Here is a 17183-nt window from a genome sequence, read left to right as displayed (position 1 = left end):
ACGGGGGCTAGGAGTTGGAGTACGGCGCGAAGGCTGCGTTTCACCGCGCCCAGGTGGTAGGCGAGTTGTTCGGGTGTGGCGGTGGCCAGGCTCAGGGACTCAGCGGCGGCAAGGCTCTGTCCGGCGACGATGACGACGGCCTGTTCAAGGCCGTTGCGGGTGGGCTTGCCCGCAGCGATGCACGCCGGGCACAGGCCCGAACGCGGCACGGTGGGATCGTGGGGCCCGAAGTCGCCGGGCCTGGCGCACAGAGCGCACCCGGGAGAGACGACGGGCGGGGTCCGGCCATCGGTGGTCACCGGATCACCACCATCCCGTGCGGCGCACACAGCAACTCCACCCGTGGGCGGCTCTTGCGTCGCTGTTCGTGTGCGACGAGGCAGGGCCGGACCATAGCCGTCCCGTGCCTGTCCCTCGGCCCGGAGACTGCGCGGAGTTGCATGGTGGAAGGATTCGCGCACTCCGCCGACGCGGTACCTGTGGGCGCGTGAGGCACACACACCGTGCGCGTCGTCGGCTCGTCTTGGTGCTGCACTTCGGGACGGCCGTCAGCCAGGTCGGCCGCACGGTGACGGCCGGACGACGGCAACAGCAGTCGCAACAGCAGTTCGAAGATCCACGCGGTAGCGTGGGCCATGCTCATCAACCTCCAAGCGGTTGAGGGGCCACGCCCCCGGGCCGGTCGCTCGGTCGCGGGGGTCTGTCTCGTGGCCTGTCGGGTCGAATCCCGACCTTTGTCTTGCGAGTGTTGGGGCCGACGTGGCCCGTTTCCCGTGTTGGACGACAGTAAGCGCGGTATAACCGTGCGTGAGCACGCGAAGTGCGTGCATGACCGGCGAATTTCTGCGAGGTCGTGATGGACACCAGCGGAATTGGTCGGCGCATCGCCTACTGGCGTGGCCGACGGCGCTTGACGCAAGCGGAGTTTGGCGCCTTGATGGGCAAGTCCCGACGGTGGGTGCAGGACATCGAGGGTGGTCAACGGCAGTCCGATCCGCGGTTATCTGTCCTGGAACGTGCGGCGGAAGTGCTTCACGTGCGCCTTGAGACGCTGCTGTCCGATCGAGACATGCGGGCGGACACCGAGTGTGTCGACGCGGCGGAGCTTGTGGAGATCCGTGCCACCTTGCACCGGCACGACGTCCTGACCGGGGCTTTCGTCGAGCCGGACCCCGTGGACATGGATGCGCTACGCCGAAACGTGGCCTACGGGTGGATGGCTTTCCAGGCGTCGGACTATTCGCCGTTGGGCCGTGTCCTGCCGCCGTTGATCGTGGACGCCAACCGCGCCGCCGTACAGGCCGGCGGGGATGCGCAGCGCTCCGCACATGCACTGCTGACGCTGGTGTATCAACTCACGGTGGCGGCTGCTACGAAGTTCGGGGATGACGCGCTGGCGTGGCACGCGGCGGACCGGGCCGTCATGGCGGCCGAGCGCTCCGGGGACGCCGTTGCCATCGCGGGAGCTGCGCGGCATTTGTGCGACGCGATGTTCCACCGTGGGAACAGTCGTGAAGCGGTCGACTTCGCCACCGCGACGGCCAGTCGGCACGAGCGGGATCTTGTGCGCAGCTCCCAAGGGCTCAGCGTTCTGGGCATGCTGTACCTGAAGGCGTCCATGGCAGCGGCCCATGCCGAACACCGCAGCGACGTTCCGGGGCTTCTCGATGCGGCCGGGGACGCTGCCGAACGACTTGGTGTCGACGGCAATGCCCTGTGGACCGCTTTCGGCCCGACCAACGTCAGCATTCACCGCGTCTCGGCCCTCGTGCGCATGAACGACGGGACCGACGCCATGGCGGCTGCCGCTCAGATCGAACAGACCGGCCTGAACGCTCTGCCCCGCGAGCGCCGCGCGCTCTACTTGGTCGACGTGGCCCGCGGTCTCACACAGGCTGGACGCCGCGAGGAAGCGGTGACGAAGTTGTTCGAAGCCGAGCGGGAGGCGCCGGAAGAGGTGCACTGCCGTCCGCGGACCCGGCGGCTCGTCGAGGACCTGCGCCTACTCGGTGCCGGTTCGGCCGAAGGACGCTTGCGCGGGCTCGCCGGCCGTTGTGGACTTCCCGCATGACAGATTCCCGTGTGCTCTACCTGATCGCCTGCGCTGCGCCGCCTGCCCAACGCATCGGAACCGGTATCGAGAAGGCGCAGGCAGCGGGGTGGGATGTGTGCCTGGTACTCACCCCATCGGCCGCTCGGTGGCTTGATGAGGAACTGCCGGAATTGGCGAAACTGACCGGGCATCCGGTGCGCACGGCGTACAAACTGCCGCAGCAGGCGGATGTATTCCCGCCACCTGACGCTCTTCTCGTCGCCCCGGCCACCTTCAATACGATCAACAAATGGGCGCAAGGCATTGCTGACACGCTCGCGCTTGGACTCGTCACGGAAGCCATCGGGTTGCAACTTCCAGTGGTCGCCCTGCCGTATCTCAACCAGGCACAGGCAGGACATCCGGCCCTGGGGCACAGCGTGGATTTCCTGCGGGCCAATGGCGTGACCGTTCTTCTTGGGAAGGACGGATTCACTCCGCACATCCCCAAGCACGGCGACGTAGATGCCTACCCGTGGGATGTGGCCTTGGCCGCCCTGCCCTGCCCTGAGTCCGGTCTGCGTGCTCACGGCTGACGGCCCCCGGTAGGAGCGGGGACCGCCAGTCGTGTCGGCAGGCTGCCGCGCCGTCCGCGCCCGGGGCGGCATGCATGTGGCGGGGGGGCTCTCCGGAAGCGGCGCCCGGGGACCGGAACTGTTGGTTCAGTTCTCCCGGGGCCACCCCGTAGTCTCGCCGCATGACCTGGTCGCACGCGTTGAAGGAGACCGCCCGGACCGGCCTTGCGATCGAGCGCACCAGGATGGAGCCGCTGGTCGCGCTCCGCGGTGCGTGCGGGGTCGCGCTCGTCATCGGGATGGCGCTGTGGCTCGGCTCGCCGACGCTCGCCGTCTCGGCGGCCTTCGGCGCCTTCTCCGCCGGGATCGCCACCTTCCAGCGCAGTTGGCGCCCCCGCCCCTGGCTGGCGCTGGCCGCCGCGGGCGGTCTCGCGGTGAGCACCTTCCTCGGCTATCTGGCCGCCACCCACACCCTCACCTTCGTCATCATGCTCGCCGTATGGACGCTGATGACCGGCATGTCATGGGCGGTCGGCCCGGTCTCCGGGCTGGTCTCCACCCAGATGGTGGCCGTCATGCTGATCACGGTCACCCTGCCGACCTCGGCCCTGGGCGCCCTGGGGCACGCCCTGCTGGTCGGGCTCGGCGGCGTGGTGCAGGCCGCGCTGATCGTGCTCTTCCCGGTACGCCCCTGGGGTGTGCAGCGCGACGCCCTCGCGGACGCGCTCGCCGCCGTCGCGGACTACGCCCGCAAGCTGCGCTACGAACCGGTGGCGCACTTCGACCCCAAGCCGCTGATGGAGGCCCGCAGCGCCGCCGCCCTGACCCCGCGTCAGGCCCGCCGCCGCCCCCGGCAACTGCGCGGCTACCGGCTGCTGGCCGAGCGGATCCGCCCGGTGCTCGCCTCGCTCGCCGACCCGGTGGTCGGCGCCCCCGAGGAGGGGCCCGAGCGCGACCGGGTGCGGGAACTGCTGGCCGCCACCGGCACCGTGCTGGACGCGGTGGCCCACGCCATCCGCCACGGCAAACCGGTACGGGTGCCCTCGCAGGCCATGTCCGTCCTGCGGGTGCCGGAGGACGGGCCGAAGCTGACCGGCGCCGCCCGCCGTGCCGCGCTACGGCTCTTCTCACTGGTGGCCGACGTGGTGGAGGCGTCCGAAGAGCCGGTGGAGGAGGTGTCCGCCGAAGGCCGCACCGTCCACCGCTTCCTGCCCCGCCCCGGTATCACCGGCACCGTGGCCATGGCGCTGCGCGCCATCCGCCGCGAGGCCCGCTGGTCCTCGCCGGTGCTGCGCCACGCGGTGCGGCTGTGCGCGGTCAGCGTCAGCGGCTATCTGCTGAGCACGGCACTGCCGCTGGGGCACGCCTACTGGGCGCCGCTGACCTCCACGATGGTGCTGCGGCCGGACTTCGCCCAGACCTACTCCCGCGGTATCGCCCGCTTCCTGGGCACCCTGGCCGGTGTGCTGGTCGGCGGCGGGGTGGTGGCGCTGGTCGACCCCGGCTCGTATCTGAGTGCCGGTCTTGCCGTGGTGTGCGTCCTGGCGATGTATCTGCTGCTGCGCACCGGTTTCATCGTGACCTCCGCGTGTGTGAGCGCGTATGTGGTCTTCCTGCTGAGCATCGCGGGCGCGGCCTGGGGCCAGACCGTGCAGGCGCGGGTGGCGCTGACGCTGCTCGGCGGGCTGCTGGCGATGGTGGCGTACGCGGTCTTCCCCGCCTGGGAGACACCGCGGCTGCGGGACCGGCTCGCGGACTGGCTGACCGCCAACGGCGCCTTCGCCACCGCCATCTTCGACGCCTACGCCCGCCCCGCCGACCGCCGCCCCCGCCAGGTGCGGGACGCCCTGCTGGACGCCCGCGCGGCGCGGTCGGCCTGGGAGCAGAGCGAGGCACAGGCGCATCGGGAGCCGGTGCGCCACCGCGGACTGTCACAGCGGGCGGCGCGTGCGGCGCAGACGGCGCTGTCCACGATGGCGCGGGTGGTCATGCTGCTGGAGGCGCATGTGCCGGAGCGCGACGCGGCGCCGTCCGAGGCGGCCGGGGACTTCGCCGAGGCGCTGCGGCAGACGCTGCCGAAGGCGGCCGAGGCGGTACGGCAGCGGCAGGCGCTGGACTGGGCGGCGGTGCACCAGTCGCTGGCGCGGTGGCAGCGGAGCGCCGGGGACCGTCCGGGGGTGGCGCTGCGCGACGCCGAGCAACTCGTCCATGCCCTGGACGATCTGACGGAGGCACTCAGCAGGAGCCCACGACAGTTGCACACGCCCCGGGGTCCCAGTCAAGGAGAATCCCCCTAGACTAGGGGTGCCCCCTACATCAATGGGCGTGTTAATCATGAAGGGGCAGCGTTGTACCGAGGTGCCCTGGACGCACGCCCGGTAGGCTCTGCCGTCTGTCCGCACGGATTGCCTGACGAGTGAAAGAACTTCCCTACGCATGGGTGCACAGCGAGAAGACAGCGTCTGGATACGACGATTCCATCCGGCGCCCGAGAGTCGCGCCCGTCTGATATGTCTGCCGCATGCCGGCGGTTCGGCGTCGTTCTTCTTCCCGATGTCACAAACGCTTTCCTCGTCCGCGGATGTCCTGTGCGTGCAGTATCCGGGGCGTCAGGACCGGCGGCAGGACCCGCTGATCGAGAACATCGATGAGTACGCGGACGCCATCGCCGCGGAGTTGAAGCCGTGGCTCGATCTCCCGGTCGTCTTCTTCGGGCACAGCATGGGAGCCGTTCTCGCGTTCGAGGTGACCCGGCGACTGGAAGAGGCCGATGCGGAGTTCTCCGCGCTCGCCCTCTTCGCATCGGGCCGCCGGGCGCCCTCCCGTTACCGCGATGAGAATGTGCACCGGCGCGATGACGACGGCGTCGTACGCGAGATGAAGCTGCTGAGCGGCACCGATTCCCGCGTCCTCGGAAATGAGGAGATTCTGCGCATGGCGATGCCGGCGATCCGCGGTGACTACACGGCGATCGAGACGTACCGCTCCGTTCCCGGCGCCGCGGTCCGCTCGCCGATCACCGTGCTGACCGGCGACAACGACCCCCGGACCAGCCTCGAAGAGGCGGCGGCATGGGCGTCGCACACCACGGGCGCGTTCGACATCCGGGTGTTCCCCGGTGGTCACTTCTTCTTGGCCGGGCATCAACAGCCGATTATGAGTCTCGTCGCGGAGCGGCTCTCGGGGTCGAGACCCTGACCCGGGCGCTTCAGGAACCTGGCCGACGTACTGGAAAACACCACTCGTCACGCTTGTTGCCCCCGGCGGTCCGTTGGGGGTATCAGGTGGCGTTCATCGGGGGATGAATTCTTTGCCTGCGAACCTCTTCGAATGGGAGAACCACCTCTCCGCCCTGCGTGAAATGCTGCGCGGCGCGACCCAGGGCAGAGGCCGGCTGGCTCTGGTCAGCGGCGCGGTGGCCAGCGGTAAGACCACGCTGCTGAACACCTTTGCCGAACAGGCCATCGAAAGCGGTGCGTTGCTCCTGGAAGCGACCGGTTCGAGAGCTGAGAGAGATCTTCCGTTCGGGATTGTCCGGAAGATTTTCGACAACGGCGCTATGCCCTCCGATGTGCGATCCGAAGTGATCGCACTGCTTGACGGGAACGGGCTGGAAAGCACCGCCGCGGGACGCATGCACGTGATGTCCCAGATTTCCTCGGTAATGCTGCGGATGGTCGACGATCGCACTCTTGTCGTCCTCGTCGACGATGTGCACTGCGGCGACGAGCAGTCCCTGCAATTCCTGCTCCACCTGGCCCGCCGGGTGCGGCAGGCGAAGGTTCTCATCGTCCTCACCGAATCCCCCCGGCTTCGTCAGGAACAGTTCACCTTCCACGCCGAGCTGCTCCGCCAGCCCAACTGCGTCCGCATGCGGCTGCACATGCTCACCGAACCGGGCGTCGCCGAGGCGCTGTCCGGCTCCCTGTCCGCCACCGTCGCCGCCCGCCTCGCCCCCGAATGCCACCGCGTCTCCGGCGGCAACCCGATGCTGCTGCGCGCCCTGTTGGAGGACTGGCGGACCGTTGGCGAGCACGGCGAGGCCCAGCAGCGCCCCGCGCCCGGCGAGGCGTTCGCCCACGCCGTCCTCGGCTGTCTGCACCGGGGCGAGCCCGAGGTGCTGGAGGTCGCCCGCGGGGTCGCCGTCCTCGGCGACGCCCGCTCCCCCCGGCTGCTCGGCCAGCTTCTCGACCTGAGCCTCAGCACGGTCCAGCAGGGCGTCCAGGATCTGCACCAGTGCGCCGTCCTGGAGCACAACGCCTTCCGCGACGAAGTGGCCCGTACCGCGGTGCTCGACGCGACCCCCGCGACCGCCCGCGGCGCCCTGCACGCCCGCGCCGCCCGGCTGCTGCACACCGACGGCGCCTCCGCCCTCGACGTCGCCCGCCAGTTGGTCTCCGCCCGGCAGGACGGCGAGCGCTGGACCGTCCCCGTCCTGCGCGAGGCCGCCGAATTCGCCCTGGTCGAGGAGGAGTTGGAGTTCGCGCTCCGCTGCCTGGAGCACGCCCACCACGGCTGCGGGCCCGGCCCCGAGCGCACCGCGCTCAAGGCCCGGCTGGTCAGCATCGCCTGGCGGATCGGCCCGGCCGCCGCCGAGAGCCATCTGCCGGAGCTCATCGCGGACGCCGAGCGGGGCCGGCTCGCCCCGCGCGACGTCGCACCGATCACCTCCTACCTCGTCTGGTCGGGACGGCTGGACGCGGCGGCCGCCGCCGTCGCCGCGCTGGCCCGTTCGGCCGGCACCGGCGAGGACCCCGCGATGACCGCCGCCGTCTCCGCCTCCGCCCAGTGGCTGACGATGCTCAGCCCCCCGCTGCGCGACCGCCTCCCCACCGTCGGGACCGGCGTCGCGGCGGCCACCGGCGCCCCCCGCGACATGGCCTACCTGGCCTACGCCCACGCCGCCGCCACCATGTCCGCCGCGCTCACCGAGGGCCAGGCCGACCGGGCCGTCATCGAGGCCGAACGGGTCCTACAGCGCCACCATCTGAGCGACAGCACCCTCCAGCCGCTGGTCGTCGCACTGCTGGCGCTGGTCCTGGCCGGCCGGCTCGACCTCGCCCTGTCCTGGTGCGAACGGCTGCTGGGCGAATGCTCCGCCCGCCGCGTCCCCACCTGGCAGGCGCTGCTGTCCGCCGTACGGGCCGAGATAGCACTGCGCCAGGGCGATCTCCAGGTCGCCGCACACCAGGCGCGCACCGCGATGTCGCGGATCTCCATCCAGGGCTGGGGCGTGGGCATCGGGCTGCTGCTGTCCACCCTGATTCAGGCCGAGACCGGGATGGGCCACTACGACGAGGCCATGGCGCTGCTCGAACAGCCGCTGCCCGACGAGCTCTTCCAGACCCTCCCCGGGCTGTTCTATCTGCGGGCCAGGGGCCGCTGCCATCTGGCCACCGGCCGCTACCACGCCGCGCTCGGCGACTTCACGGCCGCCGGTGAGCTGATGGACGCCTGGCGGATGGACATGCCCCTGCTGACCCCCTGGCGGGTGGACGCCGCCGAGACCTGGCTGGCCCTCGGCGACCCCAAGCGCGCCCGCGCGCTGGCCGAGGAGCAGTTGCGGCTCGGCCCGGAGGACGCCCGGCTGCGCGGCGCCCTGCTGGTGGTCCTGGCCCGCACCGACGAACTCAAGCGCCGGGTGCCCCGGCTCAAGGAGGCCGTCGAGATCCTGGAGGGCGGCGACGACCGCATCCAGCTCGCCATCGCTCTCGGTGAACTCGGCCGCGCCTACCGCTCGCTGGGCGACTTCAACCGGGGCCGGGTGTTCGTCCGCAAGGCGTGGCATGTGGCCAAGACCTGCGGCGCCGATCCGCTGTGCCGTGAGCTGATGCCCCGGCACGCGGACGCCGGTGAGCTGGCGGCCGCCGCCGCCCAGCCGGGCCAGGGCGCCGAGCAGCAGCGCGATGTGGAGGCGCTGACCGAGGCGGAGGTGCGGATCGCGGTGCTGGCCGCGCACGGCAACACCAACCGGGAGATAGCCTCCAAGCTGTTCGTCACCGTCAGCACGGTGGAGCAGCACCTGACCCGCATCTACCGCAAGCTGAACGTCAAGCGGCGCCGTGACCTGCCCGCGAAGCTCTCGGACAGCAGCCTGACGGGGACGGTGTAGCGGGGGCCACTTGCGGGGTCGTAAGCCCCGCCACGACGGCGCCGCGGTCGGCCGACGACGCATCGCGACACTTCCAGCGGAGCGCTTAGCTCAGGAACCCGCGCTCCATCGCCGTCATCACCGCGGCCGTACGGTCGGATACGCCGAGCTTCCGATACGAGCGCAGCAGATGCGTCTTGACCGTGGCCTCGCTGACGAACAGCTCGGTGCCGATCTCGGCGTTGGTCAGCCCCCGGCCGACCAGCCGCAGCACCTCGCGCTCACGGCCGGAGAGCGGGGACGGCTCGACCGTCCGGGAGCGGAAGAGCTTGCCCGCGAGCGACGGGGTGAGCACCGTCTCGCCACGCGCCGCCGTCTGCACCGCGTCGATCAGCTCCTGGCGTGAACTGCCCTTCAGCAGATAGCCCGCGGCGCCCGCCTCCACCGCCCGCAGAATGTCGGAGTCGTCCTCGTACGTGGTCACGATGACCACCTTGCAGTCCGGCACCTGCCGCAGGATCTGCCCGGTGGCCTCGACCCCGTCCATCCCGCCCATGCGCAGATCCAGCAGGGTGATGTCCGGCCGCAGCGCGACCGCCTGGACCACCGCCTCCTCGCCGGAACCGGCCTGCCCGACCACCGTGATCCCCTCGGCGGACTCCAGCATGGCGCTCAGCCCCTCCCGCACCACGGGATGGTCATCGGCCAACAGGACCCTGATGGGGCCGCTCGGTCCGCCCGACGTACCCTCAGCCACTCACTGCCTCCCCGGTCAGCGCCGTCACCGGCACGCTCACCTCCACGGTGGTGCCCCGTCCGGGGCTGCTGGTGACGGACGCCACCCCGTCGATCTCCTCCACCCGGGCCTGCATCCCGCGCAGCCCGTAGCCTTCCTGGGTGCCGTCCGGGGTGAAACCCTCGCCGTCGTCCCGGACCAGCAGCCGGACGCCGCCCTGGTCGAAGACCACGATCACATCCACCGTACGGGCCTGCTGGGCGTGTTTGCGCACATTGGCGATGGCCTCCTGCACCGTGCGCAGCAGCACCACGCTCACCGCCATCGGCAGCGACTTCTCCTCGCCCATCACCGAACACCGCACCTCCAGACCGGTCTCGGCGATCAGCCCCTCCGCCTGCCGGCGCACCGCCTGGGAGAGCGAACCGCCGCGCAGCGCGGGCGGGGTGAGGGCGGCCACGAAGTCACGGGCCTCGGCGAGCGACTCCTTGGCCACCCGCCCGGCCAGCGACAGATGGTTCACCGCCAGGTCCGGGGCGTCGCGCACCTCCGACTCGGCCGCCTGCACCAGGCTGATGATGCTGGTCAGGCCCTGCGCCAGAGTGTCGTGGATCTCCCGGGCCAGCCGCTCGCGTTCGGCCGAGATACCGGCCTCGTGGGAGAGCCTGGCCACCCGCTCCCGGCTGCGCCGCAACTCCTCGATGAGCTGCCCGCGCCCCTTGCTCTGCCGCACCACCCGCTTGATCCACAGCCCCAGCAGCATCGACAGCGCGATGCTCAGCAGCGAGATCGGCAGGACGCCCAGAACGCTCAGCCCCAGATCCTCCCCGATGAACGCCACCACCAGCACCGGGCAGAGATTGGCCACCGTGGCCAGCACCACCGCCCAGACCATCGGCAGGCTCATGATCAGCATCGGGATGACGGCGAACAGCGCGAACGCGCCGATGAGGTTGAACGCCGTGGTGAGGCAGAACAGCGCCACCAGGCCCGCCGCGAACACCAGGTTCCGCGGGCCGTAGGTGTCCTCGATCATCAGCGTCCGGCCGACCGCCGCGTACCACGGCACGCACAGCGTCAGCGCGGCGATCGGGATGGAGTGGCTGGTCTGGGAGCCGCTGGAGAGGAAGAGCAGGATCGCTGTGACGAGATAGGAGACGGCGAAGAAGCCGTCCCACAGGCCGAACCAGCGGGTGCCGGACTCGGGACCGTAGTACGCCCCGGTCTGCGAGCCCTCCCCCGGAGAGTGATTGCGCACGGGCTCAGTACTACCACGCGTGTCCACCGTGTCCACCGGACGGTTGACAGCCAGAACCCACCGTTCAGTCGTCTCGCGTCGGCCGGTGCGCTTCTAGCGTTGAGCCAGGTGAGACGGAGAGCCGTCACACCGCCTGCACATCCCCCTTTTTGGCTTGGAGAACGTCCCGTATGCCACAGATGAGCCAGTTCATGTCCGCACTGATCGCCAGTGGCACGATCCTGATCATCATCCTGGCGACCGACATCGGCCGCCGCCGCATCACCACGATGCGGATGGTGCGCTCGGTCATCGCCGTGGCCATCGTCATCGCGATCTTCGTCGATTCCTTCCCGACCAAGGGCAACGACCTCTCCCTCCAGCTTGTGGGCGTCGGCACCGGTGTCATCTGCGGTCTGATCGCCGGAGTGCTGCTGCCCGCCTACAAGGACGCCACCTCCGGAGACCTCTACACCATCGGTGGCATCGGCTACGCCCTGGTGTGGATCGTCCTGTCCAGCGGACGCATCCTCTTCGCCTACGGCGCCGAGCACTGGTTCACCATGGACCTGGTCAAGTTCTCCATCGACTACAAGATCAGCGGCCAGGACACCTACGCCAACGCGTTCGTCTTCATGTCGCTGGCCATGGTGCTGACCCGTACCGCCGTGCTGCTGGCCAAGATGCGCAAGCTGAAGAGCCAGGACATCGCGAGCGCTCAGTTGCCGCAGCAGACCACCACCGGTGCGTCGGTCTGAACCGCCTGATTTCATAGTCCACCAACCCCGCCGGGCCCGCCCCGGCACCCGCCAGACGCAAGAGCAGGGTGAAGCAGTGGAACGCCATGACAACCTGAGGCTCCGACCGCCTCGGCACCGGGTCGACCGCCGTGCGATCGGCTGGTGGACCGTGCAGTCCGCCGTCTTCGCCCTGCCTCTGCCGCTCGTCTTCGGGATCCTGTGGGCCTCCATTCCCCCCACGCGTGAGTTCTTCATGTGGGCCACGCTGATCTCGCTGGTCCCCGGGCTGCTCTACATGGCCGTCATGCCGGCCTGGCGCTACCGGGTCCACCGCTGGGAGGCCACCGGCGAGGCGGTCTACGCGGCCTCCGGCTGGCTCTGGCAGCAGTGGCGGGTCGTTCCGCTCTCCCGGGTCCAGACCGTGGACACCCTGCGCGGCCCGATCCAGCAGATGTTCGGGCTCTCCGGCGTCACCGTGACCACCGCCTCCGCCGCGGGCGCGGTGAAGATCAAGGGCATCGACCACAAGATGGCCGCGGACCTGGTCGAGTACCTGGCCAAGTCCACCCAGGCCGTCCCGGGAGACGCCACATGACGTCGGACACCACCGTGCGGCCGCCCGCCCACGAGGCCGGCCAGGACTGGGGGCGGCTCAACAGCCGGCTGCTCCTGGTCAACCTGTCCATCCTCGCCGCCCCGGTGGCGATGTTCCTGGCCAGCCTCGCGGTCACCGGCGGCGACACCAACCTCCAGGTCATCATCACCCTCGGCTCGCTGTTCGTGACCTTCCTGGTCATCAGCGGCATCGGGCTGATGCGGCTGTTCACCACCCGCTACCGGCTCACCGAGGACCGCTTCGAGCTCCACACCGGTCTGCTCTTCCGCAGCGAGCGCTCGGTCCCCATCGGCCGCATCCGCGGTGTCGACCTCACCGCCAACCCGGTCCACCGGATCTTCGGCCTCACCACCCTGCGGATCGACAGCGGGGACCAGAGCGACGCCGCCGCGCGCAGGCTCGCCCTCGACGGCATCACCAAGGCCGAGGCCCTGGAGCTGCGCGGCCGGATCATCGCGCTGCGCGACGCGGGCCGGGCCCGGCCGGTGGCCGACAGCGACGGTGCGCTCAGCCGGCTGGACTGGTCCTGGCTGCGCTACGGCCCGCTGACCCTGTGGGGCGTGGGCGGTGTCTTCATCGCCACGGCCAGTGTGTACCGCACCCTGAGCGAGCTTCAGGTCAACCCGCTCGACCTCGGCTTCATCAAGGACCTCGAGAACCGCTTTGGCACCATTCCGCTGTGGTACGGAGTCCTGCTGGCCGCTGTTCTCATCGTCGTCCTCGGCATGATCGGCTCCACCGCCACCTACATCGAGAACTGGGCCGGTTACGAACTGCGCCGCGAGGACGGCGGGATATTCCGCATCCGCCGCGGGCTGCTGGCCACCCGCTCCGTGAGCATCGAGGAACGCCATCTGCGCGGCCTCGAACTCGTCGAGCCCATCCCGCTGCGCTGGGCCAAGGGCGCCAAGCTCAACGCCGTCGCCAGCGGCCTGGGCAACCAGGAGGACAACCGCAGGCGGCGCGCCCTGACCCCGCCCACCCCGCGCGGCGAGGCCCTGCGGGTCGCCGCCGAGGCGCTGCCGACCGGCCCCGGTCTGATCGAGCGCAAGGGTCTCCTCCCGCACCCCCGGGCGGCCCTGCGGCGCCGGATCAACCGCGCCCTCATCTGGTCGGTCCTGATCGCGGCCGTCCCGGTGGGCCTGGGCCGGTGGCTCGGCTCCTGGCTCGTCATCACCGGCGTCATCACCGGTGTGGTGCTGGTGCCGGTCCTGGTGGCGTTCGCTTTCAACGCCTACCACAGCCTCGGCCATCTCCTGCGCGGCCGCTTCCTGGTGATGTGCTCCGGGGCGTTCGCCCGGCGCACCGTCGCCCATCAGCGGGAGGCCATCATCGGCTGGAAGTTCTCCCGGACGCCGTTCCAGCGCCGGGTCGGGCTGATCACCCTCGGCGCCACCACCGCCGCCGGTGAAGGCGTCTACCACGTGCACGACCTGACCGAAGGCCAGGGAATCGCCCTCGCAGAGACCGCGGTACCGGGGCTGCTCGCTCCGTTCATCGAGAGAGCCCCCGACCGCGGCTGACCCCACCCCGAGACCAACTGGCGATCCCCCGAGAGGTGGAGGGGCGGACCGAAAGGCCGCCCCTCCACCTCTGAACCCCCTCCACTTCCGAGAAAACTGAATACTGGGCGCATTATTTGCTCGAGATCCTTGTCGCCACCGGAATTCTCATGCACTCTGGTGAATTAAGCGTGGCCATTGCCCGCTGCCCCCCGGATACGGGACCCCAAAGGGATGATAGGGGTCCATAGGGGGTTTGAAGGGGTTTCTAGCCGCCCTGCCCTGTGTAAAGCTGACGTACGGTCTTGGTGTTATGTCTGCGAGGGTAATGGGGCGCGCGATGGTGAGTGAGTCCGTGGATTTCACGCCCGAGCACACCGAAATGGGGGGCACGAGCCCCGAAGGAGCGTCCCCGTGGCGGGACCGGCTCGCCCAGCTCCCCGAGGCCGAGCGCGCCGAGGCCCTCACCGGCTGGGTCGGCGAGATCGTCGAGCAGGCGCTGGGGGACAAGGCGCCGGATCTGCTCGACCCCGAGCGCCCCTTCCTCGACCTGGGCTTCGACTCTCTCGCCACGGTCGATCTGCACGCCCGGCTGACCGCCGCCACCGGACTGCGGCTGCCGGTCACCCTCGCCTTCGACCACCCCACCCCCGCCGACCTCGCCCGCCATGTGCGCGCCGAACTGCTCGGTGAGAACGACGGCCCCGACGCGTCATCGGCCGACGCCGCAATGGGCCCCATCGCCGTCGACGAGCCCATCGCCATTGTCGGAATGAGCTGCCGATTCCCCGGTTCGGTCGGCTCTCCCGAAGAACTGTGGGAAATCGTCGCGGGCGGAAAAGACGTCATCTCCGAATTCCCGGTGACCCGGGGCTGGGATCTCGCCGGGCTTTACGACCCCGACCCGGACAAGGCAGGCAGCAGCTATACCCGCGAAGGCGGATTCCTGCACGACGCCGATGAGTTCGATCCGGCGTTCTTCGGCATTTCGCCGCGCGAGGCCCTCGCGATGGACCCGCAGCAGCGGCTGCTGATGGAGACCTCCTGGGAGGTCTTCGAACGTGCCGGTATCGACCCCGCGACCCTCCGGGGCGGCCGGGCCGGTGTGTTCGTCGGCGCCGAGACCCAGGACTACGGCCCCCGGCTGCACGAGGCCGAGCAGGGCTTCGAGGGCTATCTGGTCACCGGCAACGCCGCCAGCGTCGCCTCCGGCCGGATCGCCTACACCTTCGGCTTCGAGGGCCCCACCGTCACCGTCGACACCGCGTGCTCCTCCTCGCTGGTCGCGCTCCACCTGGCCGTCCAGGCGCTGCGCGCGGGCGAGTGCACCATGGCGCTCGCCGGTGGCGCGGCCGTCATGGCCAACCCCGGCTCGTTCATCGCCTTCAGCCGTCAGCGCGGCCTCGCCGCCGACGGACGCTGCAAGCCGTTCGCCGCCGCCGCCGACGGCACCGCCTGGGGCGAGGGCGTCGGCATGCTGCTCGTCGAACGGCTCTCGGACGCCCAGAAGAACGGCCACCGGGTCCTCGCCGTCGTCCGCTCCACCGCCATCAACCAGGACGGCGCCAGCAACGGCCTCACCGCCCCCAACGGCCCCGCCCAGCAGCGCGTCATCCGCCAGGCCCTCGCGGGCGCCGGACTGTCGGCCGGTGAGGTCGATGTCGTCGAGGCCCACGGCACCGGTACGACGCTGGGCGACCCCATCGAGGCCCAGGCGCTGCTGGCCACCTACGGCCAGGACCGGGAGGCGGACCGGCCGCTGTGGCTCGGCTCGCTCAAGTCCAACATCGGCCACACCCAGTCCGCGGCCGGTGTCGGCGGCATCATCAAGATGGTCATGGCGATGCGCCACGGCGTCCTGCCGCGCAGCCTGCACATCGACGAGCCGACCCCGCATGTCGACTGGACCGCCGGTGACATCGAGCTGCTGACCGAGGCGCGGCCCTGGCCGGAGAGCGACCGCCCGCGCCGCGCGGGCGTCTCCTCGTTCGGCATGAGCGGCACCAACGCCCACGCCATCATCGAACAGCCCCCGGCCGACCAGCCCTCGCTCGACGGCGGGGAGCCGAACGAGACCGAGGACCCCGACGGCGAGGGCTCCGCGGAACCCGCCGTCCTGCCCTGGACCCTGTCCGCGAAGACCACCGACGCCCTCCGCGGCCAGGCCGAGCGGCTGCACACGCTGCTGGAGGCCGACCCCGGGCTCGCCCTCACCGACATCGGCCACTCCCTGGCCACCACCCGCGCCACCTTCGAACAGCGCGCCGTGCTCCTCGCCGGCGACCGCGACGGCTTCCTCGCCGCCCTGCGCACCCTCGCCGAGGACGGCGACGCGCCGACCGTCGTCCGCGGCGCCCCCGCCGCCGGAAAGCTCGCCCTGCTCTTCACCGGACAGGGCAGCCAGCGCCTCGACATGGGCCGCGAGCTGTACGGCGCCTACCCCGTCTTCGCCGAAGCCCTCGACGACGCCTGCTGGTACCTCGAGGAACAGCTCGAACACCCGCTGCTCGACGTGGTCTTCGCCGAGGAGGGCAGCCCCGAGGCCGCCCTCCTGGACCGCACCGACTACACCCAGCCCGCCCTGTTCGCGGTCGAGGTGGCGCTGTTCCGGTTGGCCGAGTCCTGGGGACTGCGCCCCGAGCTGCTCGCCGGACACTCCATCGGCGAGCTGGCCGCCGCCCATGTGGCCGGGGTGCTGTCCCTGGAGGACGCCGCCGCGCTGGTGGCGGCCCGTGGCCGGTTGATGCAGGAGCTTCCGGCCGGTGGTGCGATGATCGCGGTGCAGGCTTCGGAGGACGAGGTACTGCCGCTGCTCGCCGGACGCGAGGACCGGATCGGCATCGCCGCCGTCAACGGCCCCCGCTCCGTCGTCGTCTCGGGCGAGGAGGACGCGGCACTGGAGATCGCGGCGTCGTTCGAGGAGCGGGGGCGGAAGACCAAGCGGCTCACCGTCAGCCACGCGTTCCACTCCCCGCTGATGGACGGCATGCTCGCCGAATTCCGGCGCGTCGCCCAGGTGCTGGACTACGCGCCGCCGCGCATCCCGGTGGTCTCCACCGTCACCGGGCGCGTCGCCACCGCCGAGGAGCTGTGCTCGCCCGAGTACTGGGTGCGCCATGTCCGCGAGGCCGTCCGCTTCCTGGACGGTGTGCGGACGCTGGCCGACAAGGGCGCCACCACCTTCCTGGAGCTCGGCCCCGACGCCGTGCTCACCGCCATGGCCCAGGACTGCCTGCCCGACGCCGACGGCACCGCGTACGCCGCCACACTGCGCGGCGGACGCCCCGAGGCCGAAACCCTGACGGCGGCCGTGGCGCTCGCGTACGTCCGGGGCAAGAAGGCCGACTGGGCCGCCCCGTACGCCACCACCGGCGCCCGCACGATCGACCTGCCCACCTACGCCTTCCAGCGCCAGAGGTACTGGCTCAACGCCCCGGCCCCGGCCCCGGCCCCGGCCCCGGCCCTGGCCGGATCGGCGGAGGTTGCCGCGTCCGGCGGTGCCGTTGACGGGCGGTTCTGGGATGTGGTGGAGCGCGGGGATGTGGCCGCGTTGGCTGCGGAGTTGGCGGTGGATCCGGGGGTTTCGCTGGGTGAGGTGCTGCCCGCGTTGTCGTCGTGGCGGCGGCAGGAGTCGGTGCGTTCGGCGGTTGATGG

Annotated in this window: 12 protein-coding genes; 9 read left to right on the top strand and 3 right to left on the bottom strand. The window is 70.7% G+C overall.

Features of this window, described 5'->3' with window-relative positions; genetic code table 11:
• A partial coding sequence (locus tag KN815_RS30595; protein ID WP_253209338.1) for a hypothetical protein occupies positions 1–209 on the bottom strand: 209 nt, incomplete at its 3' end.
• A gap of 647 nt (positions 210–856) precedes the next feature.
• On the opposite strand from KN815_RS30595, the gene KN815_RS30590 reads away from it, so the two are divergent.
• From KN815_RS30590 to KN815_RS30570, 5 genes are all read left to right on the top strand, one after another.
• Positions 857–2071 carry a helix-turn-helix domain-containing protein gene (locus KN815_RS30590; RefSeq protein WP_216345116.1) on the top strand — a complete coding sequence of 405 codons (1215 nt, stop codon included), beginning with the start codon at positions 857–859 and terminating at the stop codon, positions 2069–2071.
• An 11-nt stretch (positions 2072–2082) separates the two neighbouring features.
• Entirely contained in the window at positions 2083–2628 is a 546-nt protein-coding gene (locus tag KN815_RS30585) for a flavoprotein (RefSeq protein ID WP_372458518.1), read from the top strand.
• 161 nt (positions 2629–2789) lie between these two features.
• Positions 2790–4904 (top strand): FUSC family protein, encoded by a 2115-nt coding sequence (locus tag KN815_RS30580; RefSeq protein WP_216345113.1) that lies wholly within the window; start codon positions 2790–2792, stop codon positions 4902–4904.
• A gap of 139 nt (positions 4905–5043) precedes the next feature.
• Entirely contained in the window at positions 5044–5805 is a 762-nt protein-coding gene (locus KN815_RS30575; RefSeq protein WP_216345112.1) for a thioesterase II family protein, read from the top strand.
• 103 nt (positions 5806–5908) lie between these two features.
• Positions 5909–8719, top strand: coding sequence for a helix-turn-helix transcriptional regulator (locus tag KN815_RS30570; protein WP_216345111.1), 2811 nt, complete (start codon positions 5909–5911; stop codon positions 8717–8719).
• Between the two features lie 85 nt (positions 8720–8804).
• Here the strand turns inward: KN815_RS30570 and KN815_RS30565 are convergent, their stop codons facing one another.
• Together KN815_RS30565 and KN815_RS30560 are read right to left on the bottom strand one after the other, a co-directional pair.
• On the bottom strand, positions 8805–9407 hold the full coding sequence (locus tag KN815_RS30565; RefSeq protein WP_301184665.1) for a response regulator transcription factor: 603 nt from the start codon (positions 9405–9407) through the stop codon (positions 8805–8807).
• 40 nt (positions 9408–9447) lie between these two features.
• The gene (locus KN815_RS30560) at positions 9448–10692 is read right to left on the bottom strand and encodes a sensor histidine kinase (RefSeq protein WP_216345109.1); all 1245 of its coding nucleotides are present in this window, start codon (positions 10690–10692) and stop codon (positions 9448–9450) included.
• A gap of 191 nt (positions 10693–10883) precedes the next feature.
• Here KN815_RS30560 and KN815_RS30555 point away from each other — a divergent pair, with 191 nt between their 5' ends.
• From KN815_RS30555 to KN815_RS30540, 4 genes are all read left to right on the top strand, one after another.
• Positions 10884–11429: a hypothetical protein gene (locus tag KN815_RS30555; protein ID WP_253209337.1), complete on the top strand. Its 546-nt coding sequence runs from the start codon at positions 10884–10886 to the stop codon at positions 11427–11429.
• A gap of 76 nt (positions 11430–11505) precedes the next feature.
• On the top strand, positions 11506–12006 hold the full coding sequence (locus tag KN815_RS30550) for a PH domain-containing protein (protein ID WP_078641499.1): 501 nt from the start codon (positions 11506–11508) through the stop codon (positions 12004–12006).
• Positions 12003–13550, top strand: a complete 1548-nt coding sequence (locus KN815_RS30545; RefSeq protein ID WP_216345107.1) for a PH domain-containing protein — start codon at positions 12003–12005, stop codon at positions 13548–13550. The genes KN815_RS30550 and KN815_RS30545 overlap by 4 nt, the downstream gene beginning before the upstream one ends.
• 334 nt (positions 13551–13884) lie before the next feature.
• Positions 13885–17183: type I polyketide synthase (locus KN815_RS30540; RefSeq protein WP_372458517.1), on the top strand; the 3299-nt coding region annotated here is incomplete at its 3' end.

The sequence above is a fragment of the Streptomyces niphimycinicus genome, assembly GCF_018883605.1.
Lineage (GTDB): Bacteria > Actinomycetota > Actinomycetes > Streptomycetales > Streptomycetaceae > Streptomyces > Streptomyces niphimycinicus.
Note: the sequence above shows the minus strand (reverse complement) of the source record. Positions and strands in the feature narration are given on the sequence as shown.

What these genes read in the sequence shown, in the direction of transcription:
- KN815_RS30545 (WP_216345107.1), top strand. Translation starts at nt 12,003, where the DNA reads ATGACGTCGGACACCACCGTGCGGCCGCCCGCCCACGAGGCCGGCCAG.
- KN815_RS30555 (WP_253209337.1), top strand. Translation starts at nt 10,884, where the DNA reads ATGTCCGCACTGATCGCCAGTGGCACGATCCTGATCATCATCCTGGCG.
- KN815_RS30590 (WP_216345116.1), top strand. Translation starts at nt 857, where the DNA reads ATGGACACCAGCGGAATTGGTCGGCGCATCGCCTACTGGCGTGGCCGA.
- KN815_RS30570 (WP_216345111.1), top strand. Translation starts at nt 5,909, where the DNA reads ATGAATTCTTTGCCTGCGAACCTCTTCGAATGGGAGAACCACCTCTCC.
- KN815_RS30580 (WP_216345113.1), top strand. Translation starts at nt 2,790, where the DNA reads ATGACCTGGTCGCACGCGTTGAAGGAGACCGCCCGGACCGGCCTTGCG.
- KN815_RS30575 (WP_216345112.1), top strand. Translation starts at nt 5,044, where the DNA reads ATGGGTGCACAGCGAGAAGACAGCGTCTGGATACGACGATTCCATCCG.